Genomic DNA, 17,665 nt, shown 5'->3' with positions numbered 1-17,665 from the left:
CCCCCGCGGTGTTCAGCCCGCCGCTTCCCCGCCCTTTCCGGTGGGGGAGCCGGCGGGCTTCCGCGTTCCCGGGACCGCCGCCGACCCCGCCGTACGGAACGGACGCGGGGCCGTCGCGTCCGCCGGGCCGCCGACGACCGCCGGGTCCCGGTGCCGGGCGAGCGCGCGCTCCACGACCTCGTCGAGCGAGAGCCCCCGGCCCGCCCGGACCGCGGCGTCGAACGCCTCCGCGCCCAAGGCCTCCGCGGCCCGCTGCTCGCACAGCGCCCGCGGCCCGTCGAAGGCCTCCGAGCCGAAGAGGCGGATGCCCACCGCGTCCCAGACCGGCACCGCCGCCCCCTGGAGGACCGCGGCCTCCGCCGGATCGCCCTCGCTCGCCGTCACGAGCGCGAGCAGCTCGACCGCCAGGACGAGACCGACCAGGTCGCGGAAGGTGTGGTTGATCGAGACGCACTCGGTGAGCAGCTCCCGCGCCTCCCCGTACGCGTCCCGGGTCCACGCCGCGAAGGCCAGGACGTACAGGGCGTAGGCCCGGGTCCAGAGCTCCCCGCGCTCCTCGCAGACCTCCCGCACCTCCCGGCAGATCGCGACCGCTCCCTCCAGGTCGCCCCGGAAGGCCCGCGCCATCGCCACCTCGACCTGCCCCATCAGCACGTTGCTGTTCAGCTCGCCGAGCTCCCGGTAGGAGTCGAGCGCCCGCCCGATCAGCGACTCGGCCCGCGGCAGGTCGTCCGAGAGCAGCGCGAGACAGCCCATCCGGTGCGTCGCGTACGCCTCCGCCAGCGCGTTCCGCGAGGAGCGGGCCCGCTCCCCGCACTCGTGGAGCGCCGCCACCGCCGCCGTGCCGTCCCCCTGCAGGACCGTCACGTAGCCCAGCACCCACAGCGCCTTGAGCCGGGCCTCCTCGTGCCCCGAATCGAGCGCGAGCGCCCGCTCCAGCCAGTGCCGGCCCTCCGACAGACGCCCGCAGCCCACCCAGGCGAACCAGAGCGTGCCCGCCAGGTGCTGGGCGAGGTGCGCGTCCTCCGGCAGTTCGAGACACAGGTCGAGCGCCGCCCGCAGATTGGGCAGCGCCGCGTCCGTGCAGGCCGCCACCTCCGCCTGGCGGGGGCTGAACCACTCCAGCTCGCACCAGGTGGCCAGGCCCATGTACCAGTCGCGGTGCCGGCGCCGCACCCGCTCCGTCTCGCCGAGCGCCGCCAGCCACTCCGCCCCGTACGCCGCGACCGTGTCCAGGAGCCGGTAGGCGGGGCCCGCGGGGGTGTCCTCCCGCGACACCAGCGACTGCGCGAGCAGGCCTCCGAGGAGGTCCAGGACCCGGTCCGGCGGCAGTTCCCGGCTCCCGCACACGTACTCCACCGCCTCCAGGTCGAAGGGGCCGGCGAAGACGGAGAGCCGTGCCCAGAGCAGCCGCTCCTCCGGGGTGCACAGCTCGTGGCTCCAGCCGATCGCGGTGCGCAGCGTCCGATGGCGGGGGAGCGCCCCGCGCCCGCCGTCCGTCAGGAGCCGGAAACGGTCGTCGAGGCGGTGCAGCACCTGCTCGACCGAGAGGAGGGGGAGGCGGCCGGCCGCCAGTTCGAGGGCGAGCGGGATCCCGTCGAGCCGTCGGCACAGCTCCCGCACCGCCTCGGGACCGGACCCCGAAGCCGCCCGCGGCCCGGCCGCCGCGAAGCCCGGCGCGCCCGGGGCCGCGGAGGGGTTCCCGATCGGCGGCGCGCCCGGGCCCGCGGGGGGATTCCCGGTCATCGGCGCACCCGCCTCCGCCGCCCGCTCGACGAGGAGCGCCACCGCGTCCGCCTCGTCCATCGGCGCCAGCGGGAACACCGCCTCGCCCGCCACCCGCAGGGGCCGCCGGCCGGCCGCGAGCACGGTGAGCCCGGGCGCGTGGGCGAGGAGGTCCCGCAGCAGCGGCGCGCAGCCCTCCACCAGGTGCTCGAAGCCGTCCACCACCAGCAGCGTCCGCCGCTCCGCGAGGTGCTCGACGAGGACCTCGCGCGGGGCCTTCGGCGTGTGGTCGGTCAGCCCGAGGGCCTCCACCAGGGCGTGTGCCACCAGGTCCGGGTCGCGCAGCGGCACGAGGTCGACGAGCCGGACCCCTTCGCCGTAGCGTTTCTGCGCCTGCGCGGCAGCCCGCAGCGCCAGCCGCGTCTTGCCGACCCCGCCCACGCCCACGACCGTGACCAGGCGGGACGTCTCGAGGAGCGCCGTCAGCGCGGCCTGCTCGGCGGCCCGTCCGACGAACCGGTTCAGCTCCGCCGGGAGATTGCTCCGTCGCATGGGACACGGAGCGTACCCACCCGCGCGCGCTCCGTACAATCGGGATCCCGTAACTCCCGTCCCGCGGACGGTAATGCGGTACGGCAGGACAGCCCGGGCGCGATAGGGTCGGGGGACGACTTTTCACAAGGCCCAACGACAGCAGAGAGCGGTGCACAGTGACCGGTGGAGAGGTTGCCGGGATCCTGGTGGCCGTGTTCTGGGCGATCCTCGTCTCCTTCCTCGCCGTGGCACTGGTGAGACTGGCGCAGACGCTCAGGGCGACCACCCGGCTGGTGGCGGACGTGACCGAACAGGCCGTCCCCCTGCTGGCGGAGGCGTCCGCGACCGTGCGCTCGGCGCAGACCCAGCTCGACCGGGTCGACGCCATCGCCTCGGACGTCCAGGAGGTCACCTCCAACGCCTCCGCGCTCTCCACGACCGTCGCCTCCACCTTCGGCGGCCCGCTCGTCAAGGTGGCCGCCTTCGGCTACGGCGTCCGCAAGGCGCTGGGCCGGGGCCGCGAGGACCGGGACGCGCCCCGGGCCACCGACCGCCGCACTGTGATCGTCGGCCGTACCGTGTCGTCCTCACGACGCCGGAAGCAGAAGGGCTGAGCCGCGATGTTCCGCCGCACGTTCTGGTTCACGGCCGGCGCAGCCGCCGGCGTGTGGGCCACCGCCAAGGTCAACCGGAAGCTGAAGCAGCTGACCCCCGAGAGCCTCGCCGCCCAGGCGGCGGACAAGGCCGTCGAGACCGGGCACCGGCTCAGGGACTTCGCCCTCGACGTGAGGGCGGGCATGCTCCAGCGCGAGGCCGAGCTGGACGAGGCCCTCGGCCTGGCCGCACCCGTGGAGCCGGGCCGGGAACTCCCGGAGTCGCGCCGGAGGGCCGCGCTCGGTCCGGTCGCCCGCCCGACCACCCATTCGTTTTCCAAGACGCCCACGAGTTCGTACAACCGGAATGAGGACCACTGATGGAGTCGGCTGAAATCCGCCGCCGCTGGCTGAGCTTCTTCGAGGAGCGCGGGCACACCGTCGTCCCTTCGGCGTCGCTCATCGCGGACGACCCGACTCTGCTGCTCGTCCCCGCCGGCATGGTGCCGTTCAAGCCCTACTTCCTGGGTGAGGTCAAGCCGCCCTTCACGCGTGCCTCCAGCGTGCAGAAGTGCGTGCGCACGCCGGACATCGAAGAGGTCGGCAAGACCACCCGGCACGGCACGTTCTTCCAGATGTGCGGCAACTTCTCCTTCGGCGACTACTTCAAGGAAGGCGCCATCAAGCTCGCCTGGGAGCTGCTGACCACCCCGGTGGAGCACGGCGGCTACGGGCTGGAGCCGGAGAAGCTCTGGATCACCGTCTACCTGGAGGACGACGAGGCCGAGCGGATCTGGCGCGACGTCGTCGGCGTCCCGGCCGAGCGCATCCAGCGCCTCGGCAAGAAGGACAACTACTGGTCGATGGGCGTCCCCGGCCCCTGCGGCCCGTGCTCCGAGATCAACTACGACCGCGGCCCCGACTTCGGCGTCGAGGGCGGCCCGGCCGTCAACGACGAGCGGTACGTGGAGATCTGGAACCTGGTCTTCATGCAGTACGAGCGCGGTGAGGGCTCCGGCAAGGACGACTTCCCGATCCTCGGCGAACTGCCGTCGAAGAACATCGACACGGGCCTCGGCCTGGAGCGCCTGGCGATGATCCTCCAGGGCGTCCAGAACATGTACGAGACGGACACCCTCAAGGTCGTCATCGACAAGGCCACCGAACTCACCGGCGTCGACTACGGCAAGGCCCACGACAGCGACGTCTCGCTCCGCGTGGTCGCCGACCACATGCGCACCTCCGTGATGCTCATCGGCGACGGCGTCACCCCCGGCAACGAGGGCCGCGGCTACGTGCTGCGCCGCATCATGCGCCGCGCCGTCCGCAACATGCGCCTGCTCGGCGCCACCGGCCCGGTCGTCCAGGACCTCGTCACCACGGTGATCGACACGATGGGCGAGCAGTACCCGGAGCTGGTCACCGACCGCAAGCGCATCGAGACGGTCGCCCTCGCCGAAGAGGCCGCCTTCCTGAAGGCCCTCAAGGGCGGCACCAACATCCTCGACACCGCCGTCACCGAGACCAGGGCCGCCGGCGGCACGGTCCTCGCCGGCGAGAAGGCCTTCCTGCTCCACGACACCTGGGGCTTCCCGATCGACCTCACCCTGGAGATGGCCGCCGAGCAGGGCCTCTCCGTGGACGAGGACGGCTTCCGCCGCCTGATGAAGGAGCAGCGGGACCGCGCCAAGGCCGACGCCAAGGCCAAGAAGACCGGTCACGCCGACATGACCGCGTACCGGGAGATCGCCGACGGCAACGGCGCCACCCAGTTCACCGGCTACACCAACACCGAGGGCGAGACCACGGTCGTCGGCCTCCTGGTGAACGGCGTCCCCTCGCCGGCCGCCTCCGAGGGCGACGAGGTCGAGGTCGTCCTCGACCGCACCCCGTTCTACGCCGAGGGCGGCGGCCAGATCGCCGACCAGGGCCGCATCAAGCTGCACGGCGGCGCCGTCATCGAGGTCCGCGACGTCCAGCAGCCGGTCCCGGGCGTCTCGGTCCACAAGGGCTCCGTGCAGGTCGGCGAGGTGACCGTGGGCGCCACCGCCTACGCCGCCATCGACGTCAAGCGCCGCCGGGCCATCGCCCGCGCCCACTCCGCCACGCACCTGACGCACCAGGCCCTGCGCGACGCGCTCGGCCCGACGGCCGCCCAGGCCGGTTCCGAGAACCAGCCCGGCCGCTTCCGCTTCGACTTCGGCTCGCCGAACGCCGTCCCCGGCGCGGTCCTCACCGACGTCGAGCAGAAGATCAACGAGGTCCTCGCGCGCGAGCTGGAGGTCCACGCCGAGGTCATGCCGATCAACGAGGCCAAGCGCCAGGGCGCCATCGCCGAGTTCGGCGAGAAGTACGGCGAGCAGGTGCGCGTCGTCACCATCGGCGACTTCTCCAAGGAGCTGTGCGGCGGCACGCACGTCGGCAACACCGCCCAGCTGGGCCTGGTGAAGCTGCTCGGCGAGTCGTCCATCGGCTCCGGCGTGCGCCGCATCGAGGCCCTCGTCGGTGTCGACGCGTACCACTTCCTCGCCAGGGAGCACACGGTCGTCGCCCAGCTCCAGGAGCTCGTCAAGGGCCGCCCCGAGGAGCTGCCGGAGAAGATCTCCACCATGCTCGGCAAGCTGAAGGACGCCGAGAAGGAGATCGAGAAGTTCCGCGCGGAGAAGGTCCTCCAGGCCGCCGCCGGGCTCGTCGACTCCGCCCGCGACATCCGTGGCGTCGCCCTCGTCACCGGGCAGGTCCCGGACGGCACCGGCGCCGACGACCTCCGCAGGCTCGTCCTGGACGTGCGCGGCCGGATCCCCTCCGACCGCCCGGCGGTCGTGGCCCTGTTCACCACGGTGGGCGGCAAGCCGCTGACGGTCATCGCCACCAACGAGGCGGCCCGCGAGCGCGGCCTCAAGGCCGGCGAGCTGGTCCGCACGGCCGCCAAGACCCTCGGCGGCGGTGGCGGCGGCAAGCCGGACGTCGCCCAGGGCGGCGGGCAGAACCCGCAGGCCGTCGGCGAGGCCATCGCCGCCGTCGAGCGCCTCGTGGTGGAGACGGCGTGACGATGCGCCGCGGCCGCCGTCTCGCGGTCGACGTCGGGGACGCCCGGATCGGGGTCGCCTCGTGCGACCCCGACGGGGTCCTCGCGACGCCGGTGGAGACCGTGCCGGGGCGTGACGTCCCGGCCGCCCACCGGCGGCTCCGCCAGATCGTCGAGGAGTACGAGCCGATCGAGGTCGTCGTGGGCCTGCCCCGCTCGCTCAGCGGGCGGGAGGGCCCGGCCGCGACCAAGGTCCGCGCCTTCGCCCGGGAGATGGCGAAGGGCATCGCCCCGGTGCCGGTCCGGCTGGTCGACGAGCGGATGACCACCGTCACCGCGACCCAGGGCCTGCGGGCCTCGGGAGTGAAGGCGAAGAAGGGGCGGTCCGTCATCGACCAGGCCGCCGCCGTGATCATCCTTCAGAACGCTCTTGAGTCCGAACGGGTATCAGGTAATCCGCCCGGTGAGGGCGTCGAAGTGGTCATCTGATCGCGATACGGTAACGTTCCGCGCGATGCGGCGGTGTTCGAACAGCTGCCGCACTACGTAGAGGCGGATCGTCCGGAAGCCTCGCGGCTGTTTGGGGATCGATGACTGAGTATGGCCGGGGCCCAGGCTCCGAACCGTGGCACCCGGGGGACCCGCTCTACGGGGACCAGGGGTGGGAGGGCCAGCAGCAGTACCCGCATCCCCAGCAGGCGAGCCAGTACGGCCACGGGGACCAGGGCTACGCGGATCCGTACGGCCAGGGCGGTCACGCCGACCAGGGCTACGGGAGCGATCCGTACCAGCAGCAGGGGCACCAAGGGCAGCAGCAGTACCAGCAGCAGCCGCAGTACGAGCAGCCCCCGCAGCAGTACGCCGATCCTCAGTACCAGCAGCAGTACCAGCAGCCGCAGCCGCAGTACGAGGCGGGGTATCCGGGCGGCGGTTACGACACGCCCGGGCACCTCGGACAGCAGTACGACGGCAGCTGGGAGAGCGGCCAGGCGGCGATGGCCTACGGCGCGCCCCCGGCCGACCCGTACGGCGGCCAGGACCCGGACCTCTACGGCACGCCCGAGGCCTACCCGCCGCCCCAGCCGCCCGGCCGCCGGCAGCACCCGCCGGAGCCGGTCGTCGACTGGGCGCCGGAGGAGGAGTCGCACCCGGAGCCGGAGGAGGAGAAGCACCCCTTCTTCACCGGCGGTGACGACGAGGACGACGACCACGACGACCGCGGCGGGGAGCCGGGGCGCGGCCGCGGCTCCCGCGACGGCGACCGCGAACGCCGGAGCAAAGCGAAGAAACGCAAAGGCAAGAACGGCGTGGCCTGCCTGGTCGTCGCCCTCGTCCTGGTCGGCGGGGTCGGCGGCATCGGCTACTTCGGCTACCAGTTCTGGCAGGGCGAGTTCGGCGCGGCGCCCGACTACGCGGGGAGCGGCAGCGGGGACGTCCAGATCGAGATCCCCAAGCAGGCGGGCGGCTACGAGATCGGCAACATCCTCAAGAAGGCGGGCGTCGTCAAGAGCGTCGACGCCTTCGTCTCGGCGCAGCAGAAGAACCCCAGGGGCCTCTCGATCCAGGCGGGCGTCTACACGCTGAAGAAGGAGATGTCGGCCGAGAGCGCGGTCACGCTGATGCTGAACCCGGCGAGCCAGGCCAACCTCGTCATCCCCGAGGGCAGGCGCAACGCCTGGGTGTACGACCAGATCGACAAGCGCCTCGACCTCAAGCCCGGCACCACCAAGGAGATCGCGTTCGCGAAGGCGGATTCCCTCGGACTGCCCGCCTGGGCCAGGGACCACGAGGAGCTCAAGGACCCGCTGGAGGGATTCCTCTTCCCCGCGAGCTACCCGGTCGCCAAGGACAGCAAGCCCGAGGACGCGCTGCGCAAGATGGTGTCCCGCGCGGACCAGGAGTACGCCAAGCTGGACCTGACCGCGAAGGCCAAGGGGCTCGGCGTCAAGGGACCGTGGGAACTCCTGACGGTCGCGAGCCTGGTCCAGGCGGAGGGCAAGACCCACGAGGACTTCCGCAAGATGGCGGAGGTCGTCTACAACCGCCTGAAGCCGAGCAACATGGAGACCGTCCAACTGCTGCAGTTCGACTCGACCCTCAACTACCTGAAGGGTCAGAGCGAGATCAAGATCTCGGAGCAGGAGGCGAACACCAACACCGACCCGTACAACACGTACAAGCACAAGGGACTGCCGCCGGGACCGATCGGCAACCCGGGCAACGAGGCGCTGGCCGCCATGCTCAACCCCACCAACGACGGCTGGCTCTACTTCGTCGCCACCGACGGCATGAACAAGACCGAGTTCGCGAAGACCCTGGCCGAGCACAACAGGTTGAAGGACAAGTTCAATGCCAACACCGGCCAGTGAGACGCGCCGCCGCGCGGCCGTCCTCGGTTCGCCGATCGCCCACTCGCTCTCCCCGGTCCTGCACCGGGCCGCGTACGCCGCGCTCGGGCTCGACGACTGGTCGTACGACCGCTTCGAGGTCGACGAGGCGGCGCTGCCCGGATTCGTGGCGGAGCTGGACGGGACCTGGGCCGGGCTCTCGCTGACCATGCCGCTCAAGCGGGCGATCATCCCGCTGCTCGACGAGATCGGCGACACGGCCGCCTCCGTGGAGGCCGTCAACACCGTCGTCCTCCAGGAGGACGGGCGCCGGGTCGGCGACAACACCGACGTTCCCGGCATGATCGCCGCGCTCGGCGAGCGCGGCGTCGAGAAGGTGGAGTCGGCGGCCGTCCTCGGCGCCGGCGCCACCGCCTCCTCCGCGCTCGCCGCCCTGGCCCGGATCTGCGCGGGCCCCGTCACCGCGTACGTGCGGAGCGAGGCGCGCGCCGAGGAGATGCGCGGCTGGGGCGAGCGGCTCGGCGTGGACGTCCGCACCGCCGACTGGGAGCGGGCGGCCGAGGCCTTCGACGCGCCGCTGGTCGTCGCGACCACCCCCGCCGGCACCACGAACGCCCTCGCGACCGCCGTCCCCGACGGCGTCGGCACGCTCTTCGACGTGCTGTACGACCCCTGGCCGACCCCGCTCGCCGCGGCCTGGTCCGAGCGCGGCGGAAAGGTGGTCGGCGGCCTCGACCTCCTGGTCCACCAGGCGGTCCTCCAGGTCGAGCGGATGACGGGCGTCCCGAAGGGTCCGCTCGCGGCCATGCGGGCGGCGGGGGAGCAGGCGCTGGCGGCCCGATAGGCTCCACCCCGTACCGAGTGATCGCGGGGGAGCGGCAGTGGACACGGGCGGGGAATTCACACTGGCGTCGCGGTGGGGCGTGGCCGTGGACATCGTGCGCGTGGTCCTCGCGGTGTTCCACCACCACTTGCCCGAATGGGTGAGGTATCCGCTGCTCGCGTTCGGCTGCGCCGTGGTCGTCCACCTCGGCCTCGACTGGCTGCGCGAGCGTTTCGGCGCGCCCCTCGAGGAGAGCGGCGCCGACCGGGAGGGCGACGAGGCCGGGCAGGAGAGCGAGGCCGACGTCCGATAGCTGGACCGGGGGGCGGGTTCGCCCCCCGGGCATGGGAGGATCGGGGGTGGCGGGCCAGGGCCGCGCACCCGGTCGTGCCGTCGCAGTGCCGGGCGCGAGCATGAGGAGCATCGTTGAGCAGGTTGCGTTGGCTGACCGCTGGGGAATCCCACGGACCCGCGCTGGTCGCGACCCTTGAGGGTCTGCCCGCCGGCGTCCCGGTCACCACTGAGCTGGTGGCGGACCATCTCGCGCGGCGACGCCTCGGCTATGGGCGCGGCGCCCGCATGAAGTTCGAGCAGGACGAGGTCACCTTCCTCGGCGGCGTCCGGCACGGCCTCTCCCTCGGTTCCCCGATCGCCGTCATGGTCGGCAACACCGAGTGGCCCAAGTGGGAGAAGGTCATGTCGGCCGACCCGGTCGACCCCTCGGAGCTCAAGGAGACGGGCCGCAACGCGCCCCTGACCCGGCCCCGGCCCGGCCACGCCGACCTCGCCGGCATGCAGAAGTACGGCTTCGACGAGGCCCGGCCGATCCTGGAGCGCGCCAGCGCCCGGGAGACCGCCGCCCGGGTCGCCCTCGGCGCCGTCGCCCGGTCCTTCATCAAGGAGGCCGCCGGCATCGACATCGTCTCCCACGTCGTGGAGCTCGCGGCCGCCAAGGCGCCGTACGGCCTCTACCCGGTCCCCGCCGACGTCGAGAAGCTCGACGCCGACCCGGTGCGCTGCCTCGACGCGGACGCGTCGAAGGCGATGGTCGCGGAGATCGACCAGGCCCACAAGGACGGCGACACCCTCGGCGGCGTCGTCGAGGTCCTCGCGTACGGAGTGCCGGTCGGGCTCGGTTCGCACGTCCACTGGGACCGGCGCCTCGACGCCCGGCTCGCGGCCGCCCTCATGGGCATCCAGGCCATCAAGGGCGTCGAGGTCGGCGACGGGTTCGACCTCGCCCGCGTGCCCGGTTCGAAGGCGCACGACGAGATCGTCCGCACCGAGGACGGCATCAAGCGCACCTCCGGCCGCTCCGGCGGCACCGAGGGCGGCCTGACCACCGGTGAGCTGCTGCGCGTCCGCGCCGCGATGAAGCCGATCGCGACCGTGCCGCGCGCGCTGGCCACGATCGACGTCGCCACCGGCGAGGCCGCGGCCGCCCACCACCAGCGCTCCGACGTGTGTGCCGTGCCGGCCGCCGGGATCGTCGCCGAGGCGATGGTCGCGCTGGTCCTGGCGGACGCGGTCGTCGAGAAGTTCGGCGGCGACAGCGTCCCCGAGACCCGCCGCAACGTGCGGTCGTACCTCGACAACCTGAACGTCCGGTGACCGCCGGACCCCTGGTCGTCCTCGTCGGGCCCATGGGCTCCGGCAAGTCCACGGTGGGCGCGCTCCTGGCCGAACGGCTCGGCGCGCCCTACCGGGACACCGACGCCGACATCGTCGCCGCCGAAGGACGCGAGATCTCCGACATCTTCGTCGAGGACGGCGAGGAGCACTTCCGCGCCCTGGAGCGGGAAGCCGTCGCCACGGCCGTCGCCGAGCACGAGGGCGTCCTCGCCCTCGGCGGCGGCGCGATCCTGGACGCCGGGACCCGCGCCCTGCTCGCCGGACTGCCCGTCGCGTACCTCTCGATGGACGTCGAGGAGGCGGTCCGCCGCGTCGGCCTGAACACCGCGCGGCCGCTGCTCGCCGTCAACCCGCGCCGCCAGTGGCGCGAGCTGATGGAGGCGCGCCGCCATCTGTACACCGAAGTCGCACGGGTCGTCGTCGCCACGGACGACCGCACCCCCGAAGAGGTCGCCCAGGCGGTCCTCGACGCACTGGAGTTGAAGGACGTATGACGGACCAGGACCAGGTGACCCGAATCCAGGTCGGCGGTTCCGCGGGCACCGATCCGTACGAGGTACTGGTCGGGCGGCAGCTCCTCGGCGAGCTCCCCGCCCTGATCGGCACCCGGGCCAAGCGGGTCGCCGTGATCCACCCGGAGGCGCTCGCCGACACCGGCGAGGCGCTCCGCGCCGACCTCGCCGAGCAGGGCTACGAGGCCGTCGCCATCCAGGTGCCGAACGCCGAGGAGGCGAAGACCGCCGAGGTCGCCGCCTACTGCTGGAAGGCGCTGGGCCAGACCGGCTTCACCCGCAGCGACGTCGTCGTCGGCGTCGGCGGCGGCGCCACCACCGACCTGGCCGGCTTCGTGGCCGCCACCTGGCTGCGGGGCGTGCGCTGGATCGCGGTGCCGACGACCGTGCTGGCCATGGTCGACGCGGCGGTCGGCGGCAAGACGGGCATCAACACGGCCGAGGGCAAGAACCTGGTCGGCGCCTTCCACCCGCCCGCCGGGGTCCTCTGCGACCTCGCGGCGCTCGACTCGCTGCCGGTGCACGACTACGTCAGCGGCCTCGCGGAGATCATCAAGGCCGGCTTCATCGTCGACCCGGTGATCCTCGACCTCATCGAGGAGGACCCGCAGGCCGCCCGCACCCCGGCCGGTCCGCACACCGCCGAGCTGCTCGTCCGCTCGATCAGGGTCAAGGCCGAGGTCGTCTCCGGCGACCTCAAGGAGTCCGGCCGCCGGGAGATCCTCAACTACGGCCACACCCTCGCCCACGCCATCGAGAAGAACGAGCGGTACAAGTGGCGCCACGGCGCCGCCGTCTCCGTCGGCATGGTCTTCGCCGCCGAGCTGGGCCGCCTCGCCGGGCGGCTCGACGACGCCACCGCCGACCGGCACCGGGCGATCCTGGAGTCCGTCGGCCTGCCGCTCACCTACCGCGGCGACCAGTGGCCGAAGCTCCTGGAGACGATGCGGGTCGACAAGAAGTCCCGCGGCGACCTGCTGCGCTTCATCGTGCTCGACGGGATCGGCAAGCCGACCGTCCTGGAGGGCCCCGACCCGGCCGTCCTGATCGCGGCCTACGGCGAGGTGTCCGCGTGAGCGAGGCGCGTCCGGGCCGCCCGGTCCTCGTGCTGAACGGCCCGAACCTGGGCCGCCTCGGCTCCCGCGAGCCCGACATCTACGGCGCCACCTCCTACAAGGGGCTCGTCGAGTCCTGCCGGACCCTCGGCGCGGAGCTCGGCTTCGACGTCGAGGTGCGGGAGACCAACGACGAGGGCGAGATGATCCGCTGGCTCCACGAGGCCGCGGACGGCTCGATCCCGGTGGTGATCAACCCCGGGGCCTTCACGCACTACTCGTACGGGATGAGGGACGCCGCCGCCCAGCGGACCGCCCCGCTGATCGAGGTGCACATCTCGAACCCGTACGCCCGCGAGGAGTTCCGGCACACCTCGGTCGTCGCGGCCGTGGCGACCGGCACGGTCGCCGGGTTCGGGATCGGTTCCTACCGGCTGGCGCTGCGGGCGCTCGCCGAGGAGCTCACCGACTGACACGGCCTGACGGGGCACCAGGCGGGGCCCCCGGCCGTTCCCCTCGTGGGGGTCAGGGGCGGTAACGTTCCGCCGTCCACGGACACACCGGTCCGGGGATCCATCAGGCGTACGAGACGGAGTGGCACCGGATGCAGCACGCAGGGGGCGGTCCGCTGCCACCGCCCGAGCGGTCGGGCCGGGCGACCGGCCCCGGACCCGGGCCGGGACCCGTGCCCGGACCCGGGCCGGGGGGCGGGGACCTCGGCGGGCAGCCGCCCGTTCCTCCGTCCGTCCCGCCGGCCGCCCCGTACCCGGGGCCGGCGTCCGGGCCGGGTCTCCACCCGACGGCCCGGGCCGGTGCCCCCCGCCCCCCGCACGCACCGCCGCCCCCGGCGCCCGGAGCGGGCTGGGGCGGCCCCGGAGGCATACCGCGGCACCAGGCGACCTCCCAGCACCCCGCTGCGCCCCACCCGTCCGGCGGCCCCTCGCACCCGGGGGCCCCGCAGCATCCCGTCGGCGGTCCGCAGCACCCCGCCGGTCCGCAGTACCCCGCCTCCGGTCCGTCGCGCCCGGAGGCGACCGGGCACGTGCCGCTGCTGCCGCCGGTGAGCGCGCCCCTCGCGCCGCCCGTGGAGCACGGCGCCGGGACCGGCGCGGCCACCCTCGCCGTCCTGCTCATCGGCCCCGCGGGCGCGGGCAAGACCACCGTCGCCCGGCACTGGGCGCAGCGCCGCCGCGTGCCCACCGCGCACATCAGCCTCGACGACGTCCGCGAGTGGGTCTGCTCCGGTTTCGCCGACCCGCAGTCCGGCTGGAACGAGCACTCCGAGGCGCAGTACCGGCTGGCCCGCCGCACCTGCGGCTTCGCCGCGCGCAACTTCCTCGCCAACGGCATCTCCTGCATCGTCGACGACGCCGTCTTCCCGGACCGGCCCGTCGTCGGACTCGGCGGCTGGAAGCGGCACGTCGGCCCCGGTCTGCTGCCCGTCGTCCTCCTGCCCGGCCTGGAGGTCGTCCTGGAGCGCAACGCCGAGCGCAGCGGCAACCGGCGCCTCTCGGACGAGGAGGTCGCCGCGATCCACGGCCGGATGGCCGGCTGGTACGGCTCCGGCCTGCCGATCATCGACAACTCCACGTACGACGTCGAGACCACCGCGCGCGTCCTCGACGACGTCCTCGCCCGCGCGATCGCCAGCCCGCCCACCTGGTGACCCCGCCCGGTCGGCTCTTCTGAACAGGACGCCCCGCCGCCGCGCTCGTAGGCTCGGAGCATGTCAGAGGTGTATGCGGACCGCCGTGTACGGCTGCGCGACCGGTGCGCGGCCGCGGGCAGCCCGGCGGCCCTGGTCTCCCGCCCCGCCAACGTCCGCTATCTCGCGGGTGGTTCACCGCCCGGCGCCGTCCTGCTGATCGGGCCGGAACCGGAGGCGGACGTCCTGCTCTGCCCCGTCGCGCCCGGTGGCGAACCGGCCGACGGACGGCTCGACGAGCTCCTCCGGCAGCAGGTCCTGCCCGCCGGAGGAGGCGATCCGGCGGTCACCGCCGTCGACCTCGCCCGCCGGGCCGGCGCCGACGCGCTCGCGGTCGAGGAGCACCACCTGACGGTGGCCCGGCACCGGGCCATGGGCTCCGCCGCCCCCGCACTGCACCTCGCCGATCTCTCCTGCGCCGTCGAGCAGCTCAGGATCGTCAAGGACGAGGACGAGATCGCCTGCCTGCGGATCGCGGCGGAGATCGCCGACCAGGCCCTCGGCGAGCTCCTGGAGTCGATCCTGGTGGGACGGACCGAGCGCCACCTCGCCCTGGAGCTGGAGCGGCGGCTCGTCGACCACGGCGCCGACGGGGCCGCCTTCCCCACCTCGGTGGGGACCGGTCCGCACTCCGGGCGCCGCGGGCACCGGCCCACCGACCGCCGGGTCGAGGAGGGTGATTTCCTCTCCGTCTGCCTGGGCGCGGACTACCGCGGCTACCGGTGCGAGATCGGCCGCACCTTCGTCATCGGCACCACCCCCGCCGACTGGCAGATCGAGCTGTACGAGCTCGTCTTCGCCGCTCAGCGGGCCGGACGCGAGTCCCTCGCGCCCGGCGCCGAATACCGGGACGTGGACCGGGCGGCCCGCCAGATCCTGGACGCCGCGGGACACACGGAGGCCGCCGTGCCCCTCACCGGGCACGGGGTGGGGCTCGAAATCGACGAGGACCCGCAGCTCTCACCCTCGGCCATGGGTAAACTGGACGCTTGTGTGCCGGTCACCGTCGAACCGGGGGTCCACCTCCCGGGCCGGGGCGGAGTCCGGATCGATGACACGCTCGTCGTGCGCCAGGAGGCGGACGGCGGACCCGAGCTACTCACCATCACGACCAAGGAGCTGCTCGCGCTGTGAGGCGCGTACGCCTCCTCGGTCCCACGTCAGTCCAGGAGATTCCGCAACCGTGGCTTCCACGAACGACCTCAAGAACGGCATGGTGCTCAAGCTCGAAGGCGGCCAGCTCTGGTCCGTCGTCGAGTTCCAGCACGTCAAGCCCGGCAAGGGCCCGGCCTTCGTGCGCACCAAGCTCAAGAACGTGCTGTCCGGCAAGGTCGTCGACAAGACCTTCAACGCCGGTGTGAAGGTCGAGACGGCCACCATCGACCGCCGTGACATGCAGTTCTCGTACATGGACGGCGACTACTTCGTCTTCATGGACGAGCAGACCTACGACCAGCTGATGGTCGACCGCAAGTCCGTCGGCGACGCCGCCAACTTCCTCATCGAGGGCTTCACCGCCTCCGTCGCCCAGCACGAGGGCGAGGTGCTCTACGTCGAGCTCCCGGCCGCCGTCGAGCTGACGATCAAGCACACCGACCCGGGCGTCCAGGGCGACCGCTCCACCGGTGGCACCAAGCCCGCCACCCTGGAGACCGGCCACGAGATCCAGGTCCCGCTCTTCGTCACCACCGGTGAGAAGGTCAAGGTCGACACCCGCACCAGCGACTACCTCGGCCGGGTGAACAAGTAACCGTGGCCGCTCGGAGCAAGGCCCGCAAGCGCGCCTTCCAGATCCTCTTCGAGGCGGACCAGCGCGGTGCCTCCGTCCAGGAGGTTCTCGCGGACCAGGTCCGGCTCGCGCGGTCGGACGACCGCCAGCCGCCGGTCAACGACTTCACCATGCAGCTGGTCGAGGGGTACGCGGCCCACGAGGCGCGGATCGACGATCTCATCGCGACCTACGCGGTGGACTGGGACCTCGACCGGATGCCCGTCGCCGACCGGAACATCGTGCGCCTCGGCGCGTACGAGCTGCTCTGGGAGGACGGCACGCCCGACGCGGTCGCGATCGACGAGGCGGTGCAGCTCGCCAAGGAGTTCTCCACCGACGAGTCCCCGACCTTCGTCAACGGCCTGCTGGGGCGCTTCAAGGACTTGAAGCCGCGCCTGCGCCGGGACGCGGACGTCTAGTCCCGCACGGCACGCGAAGGGGCCCGCAGCACGCGATGCTGCGGGCCCCTTCGCGCGGGCGGACGCCGACGGGGAAAAGCGTCGGGCCCGTGAACGTCGGATGACGTCCACGGGCCCGGCGGTACGTTTCTGCTGTGCCCTCGTAAGGGGTCAGTTCTCCTCGTGGGCGACCGCGCGGCGCGCGTCCGCGTCCAGGACGCCCCAGCTGATCAGCTGCTCGGTGAGGACGGAAGGGGACTGGTCGTAGATGACGGCGAGCGTGCGCAGGTCGTCCTGGCGGATCGACAGCACCTTGCCGTTGTAGTCGCCGCGCTGCGACTGGATCGTCGCCGCGTAGCGCTGGAGCGGGCCCGCCTTCTCCTGCGGGACGTGGGCCAGGCGCTCCAGGTCGAGGACCAGCTTCGGCGGCGGCTCGGCGGCGCCGCCCGGGGTCGTGCCCGGCAGGAGCTCCTGCACCGGCACCCCGTAGAAGTCCGCCAGCTCGGCAAGGCGCTGCACGGTCACCGCGCGGTCCCCGCGCTCGTACGAGCCGACCACGACCGCCTTCCAGCGGCCCTGGGACTTCTCCTCCACCCCGTGGAGGGAGAGACCCTGCTGGGTGCGGATGGCGCGGAGTTTGGCCCCGAGCTGCTTTGCGTATTCGCTGGACATAACGCTCCCGGACGCTGTGACGACATGCGGCTGCGCCGCGCGGCTGGTAACTCACTGTGAGGTTACGCAGCGTTACACCCACCCGTCAAGCCGAATGGTCCGTACCGGCCCCTCCCGGGGGACGGGGTCCGGAAGGACTTCGGGGGTGCGCGGGAACCGGTCTCCTTCCCCTGGTAGAGTGAACGGCGCAAATCCGACGTCCTTTAAGAGCCGTCCCGTGAGGCGGAGAAGGAGGTCCGTTCTCCATGGACACCCAGCAGCAGTACGGCGACGACGCGCGGCCCGTTCTCGAGGCCCCGGACATCGCGCGGGTCCTCACCCGCATCGCCCACGAGATCGTCGAGCGCGCCAAGGGCGCCGACGACGTGGTCCTCCTCGGCATTCCCACCCGCGGCGTCTTCCTCGCCGGCCGGCTCGCCGAGAAGCTCGAATCGATCACCGGCACCAAGATCCCGGTCGGTTCCCTCGACATCACCATGTACCGGGACGACCTGCGGATGAAGCCCGCCCGCGCCATCGGCCGCACCGAGATCCCCGGTGACGGCATCGACGGGCGCCTCGTCGTCCTCGTCGACGACGTCCTCTTCTCCGGCCGCACCATCCGCGCCGCCCTCGACGCCCTCGGCGACATCGGCCGCCCGCGCGCCGTCCAGCTCGCGGTCCTCGTCGACCGCGGCCACCGCGAGCTCCCGATCCGCGCCGACTACGTCGGAAAGAACCTCCCCACGTCGCTGCGGGAGACGGTCAAGGTCCAGCTCGCCGAGGAGGACGGTCGCGACACCGTCCTGCTCGGCAGCAAGCCCGCCTCCTAGCCGGACCGGCGCCCCCGACGGGCCCGGGGCACAGCCCTGCGCGCCCGCACGCCCTCA

The 17,665-nt window shown here is 72.8% G+C and carries 18 protein-coding genes; 16 read left to right on the top strand and 2 right to left on the bottom strand.

Annotated elements, in window-relative coordinates; translation table 11 throughout:
- Positions 1–12: 12 nt before the first annotated feature.
- Positions 13–2,277, bottom strand: a complete 2,265-nt coding sequence (locus tag ACZ66Z_RS29310; protein ID WP_469938366.1) for an ATP-binding protein — start codon at positions 2,275–2,277, stop codon at positions 13–15.
- Positions 2,278–2,435: 158 nt separating this feature from the next.
- On the opposite strand from ACZ66Z_RS29310, the gene ACZ66Z_RS29305 reads away from it, so the two are divergent.
- From ACZ66Z_RS29305 to nusB, 15 genes are all read left to right on the top strand, one after another.
- Positions 2,436–2,873 carry a DUF948 domain-containing protein gene (locus ACZ66Z_RS29305; RefSeq protein WP_469938365.1) on the top strand — a complete coding sequence of 146 codons (438 nt, stop codon included), beginning with the start codon at positions 2,436–2,438 and terminating at the stop codon, positions 2,871–2,873.
- 6 nt (positions 2,874–2,879) lie between these two features.
- Positions 2,880–3,233, top strand: a complete 354-nt coding sequence (locus ACZ66Z_RS29300) for a DUF6167 family protein (RefSeq protein WP_469938364.1) — start codon at positions 2,880–2,882, stop codon at positions 3,231–3,233.
- Positions 3,233–5,902, top strand: coding sequence for an alanine--tRNA ligase (gene alaS / locus ACZ66Z_RS29295; RefSeq protein ID WP_469938363.1), 2,670 nt, complete (start codon positions 3,233–3,235; stop codon positions 5,900–5,902). Before ACZ66Z_RS29300 ends, alaS begins: the two co-directional genes overlap by 1 nt.
- Positions 5,903–5,904: 2 nt before the next feature.
- Positions 5,905–6,369, top strand: coding sequence for a Holliday junction resolvase RuvX (ruvX, locus tag ACZ66Z_RS29290; RefSeq protein ID WP_030693079.1), 465 nt, complete (start codon positions 5,905–5,907; stop codon positions 6,367–6,369).
- 101 nt (positions 6,370–6,470) lie between these two features.
- Complete coding sequence (gene mltG, locus ACZ66Z_RS29285) at positions 6,471–8,249, top strand: endolytic transglycosylase MltG (protein WP_469938362.1); 1,779 nt, start codon at positions 6,471–6,473, stop codon at positions 8,247–8,249.
- Positions 8,230–9,072 carry a shikimate dehydrogenase gene (locus ACZ66Z_RS29280; RefSeq protein WP_469938361.1) on the top strand — a complete coding sequence of 281 codons (843 nt, stop codon included), beginning with the start codon at positions 8,230–8,232 and terminating at the stop codon, positions 9,070–9,072. Before mltG ends, ACZ66Z_RS29280 begins: the two co-directional genes overlap by 20 nt.
- Positions 9,073–9,157: 85 nt before the next feature.
- Positions 9,158–9,364, top strand: a complete 207-nt coding sequence (locus ACZ66Z_RS29275) for a hypothetical protein (protein ID WP_469938360.1) — start codon at positions 9,158–9,160, stop codon at positions 9,362–9,364.
- A 113-nt stretch (positions 9,365–9,477) separates the two neighbouring features.
- Entirely contained in the window at positions 9,478–10,662 is a 1,185-nt protein-coding gene (gene aroC / locus ACZ66Z_RS29270; RefSeq protein ID WP_469938359.1) for a chorismate synthase, read from the top strand.
- Entirely contained in the window at positions 10,659–11,177 is a 519-nt protein-coding gene (locus tag ACZ66Z_RS29265) for a shikimate kinase (RefSeq protein ID WP_469938358.1), read from the top strand. The genes aroC and ACZ66Z_RS29265 overlap by 4 nt, the downstream gene beginning before the upstream one ends.
- Positions 11,174–12,271 (top strand): 3-dehydroquinate synthase, encoded by a 1,098-nt coding sequence (gene aroB, locus ACZ66Z_RS29260; RefSeq protein WP_469938357.1) that lies wholly within the window; start codon positions 11,174–11,176, stop codon positions 12,269–12,271. Before ACZ66Z_RS29265 ends, aroB begins: the two co-directional genes overlap by 4 nt.
- A complete protein-coding gene (aroQ, locus tag ACZ66Z_RS29255) occupies positions 12,268–12,723 on the top strand; it encodes a type II 3-dehydroquinate dehydratase (RefSeq protein WP_469938356.1) in 456 nt (151 codons plus the stop codon). The genes aroB and aroQ overlap by 4 nt, the downstream gene beginning before the upstream one ends.
- A gap of 131 nt (positions 12,724–12,854) precedes the next feature.
- On the top strand, positions 12,855–13,916 hold the full coding sequence (locus ACZ66Z_RS29250) for an AAA family ATPase (RefSeq protein ID WP_469938355.1): 1,062 nt from the start codon (positions 12,855–12,857) through the stop codon (positions 13,914–13,916).
- A gap of 60 nt (positions 13,917–13,976) precedes the next feature.
- Entirely contained in the window at positions 13,977–15,089 is a 1,113-nt protein-coding gene (locus ACZ66Z_RS29245) for an aminopeptidase P family protein (RefSeq protein WP_469938354.1), read from the top strand.
- 49 nt (positions 15,090–15,138) lie between these two features.
- Positions 15,139–15,705, top strand: coding sequence for an elongation factor P (efp, locus tag ACZ66Z_RS29240; RefSeq protein ID WP_469938353.1), 567 nt, complete (start codon positions 15,139–15,141; stop codon positions 15,703–15,705).
- 2 nt (positions 15,706–15,707) lie between these two features.
- Positions 15,708–16,145: a transcription antitermination factor NusB gene (gene nusB / locus ACZ66Z_RS29235; protein WP_469938352.1), complete on the top strand. Its 438-nt coding sequence runs from the start codon at positions 15,708–15,710 to the stop codon at positions 16,143–16,145.
- 150 nt (positions 16,146–16,295) lie between these two features.
- On the opposite strand, the gene bldD is transcribed toward nusB, so the two are convergent.
- Positions 16,296–16,796 carry a transcriptional regulator BldD gene (gene bldD / locus ACZ66Z_RS29230; protein ID WP_015032294.1) on the bottom strand — a complete coding sequence of 167 codons (501 nt, stop codon included), beginning with the start codon at positions 16,794–16,796 and terminating at the stop codon, positions 16,296–16,298.
- Between the two features lie 245 nt (positions 16,797–17,041).
- On the opposite strand from bldD, the gene pyrR reads away from it, so the two are divergent.
- The gene (gene pyrR / locus ACZ66Z_RS29225) at positions 17,042–17,608 is read left to right on the top strand and encodes a bifunctional pyr operon transcriptional regulator/uracil phosphoribosyltransferase PyrR (RefSeq protein ID WP_469938351.1); all 567 of its coding nucleotides are present in this window, start codon (positions 17,042–17,044) and stop codon (positions 17,606–17,608) included.
- Positions 17,609–17,665 lie beyond the last annotated feature (57 nt).

The organism is Streptomyces sp. NPDC107498, from assembly GCF_055582805.1.
The sequence above is the reverse complement of the archived record's forward strand: the minus strand, read 5'-3'. Positions and strand labels throughout refer to the sequence as shown.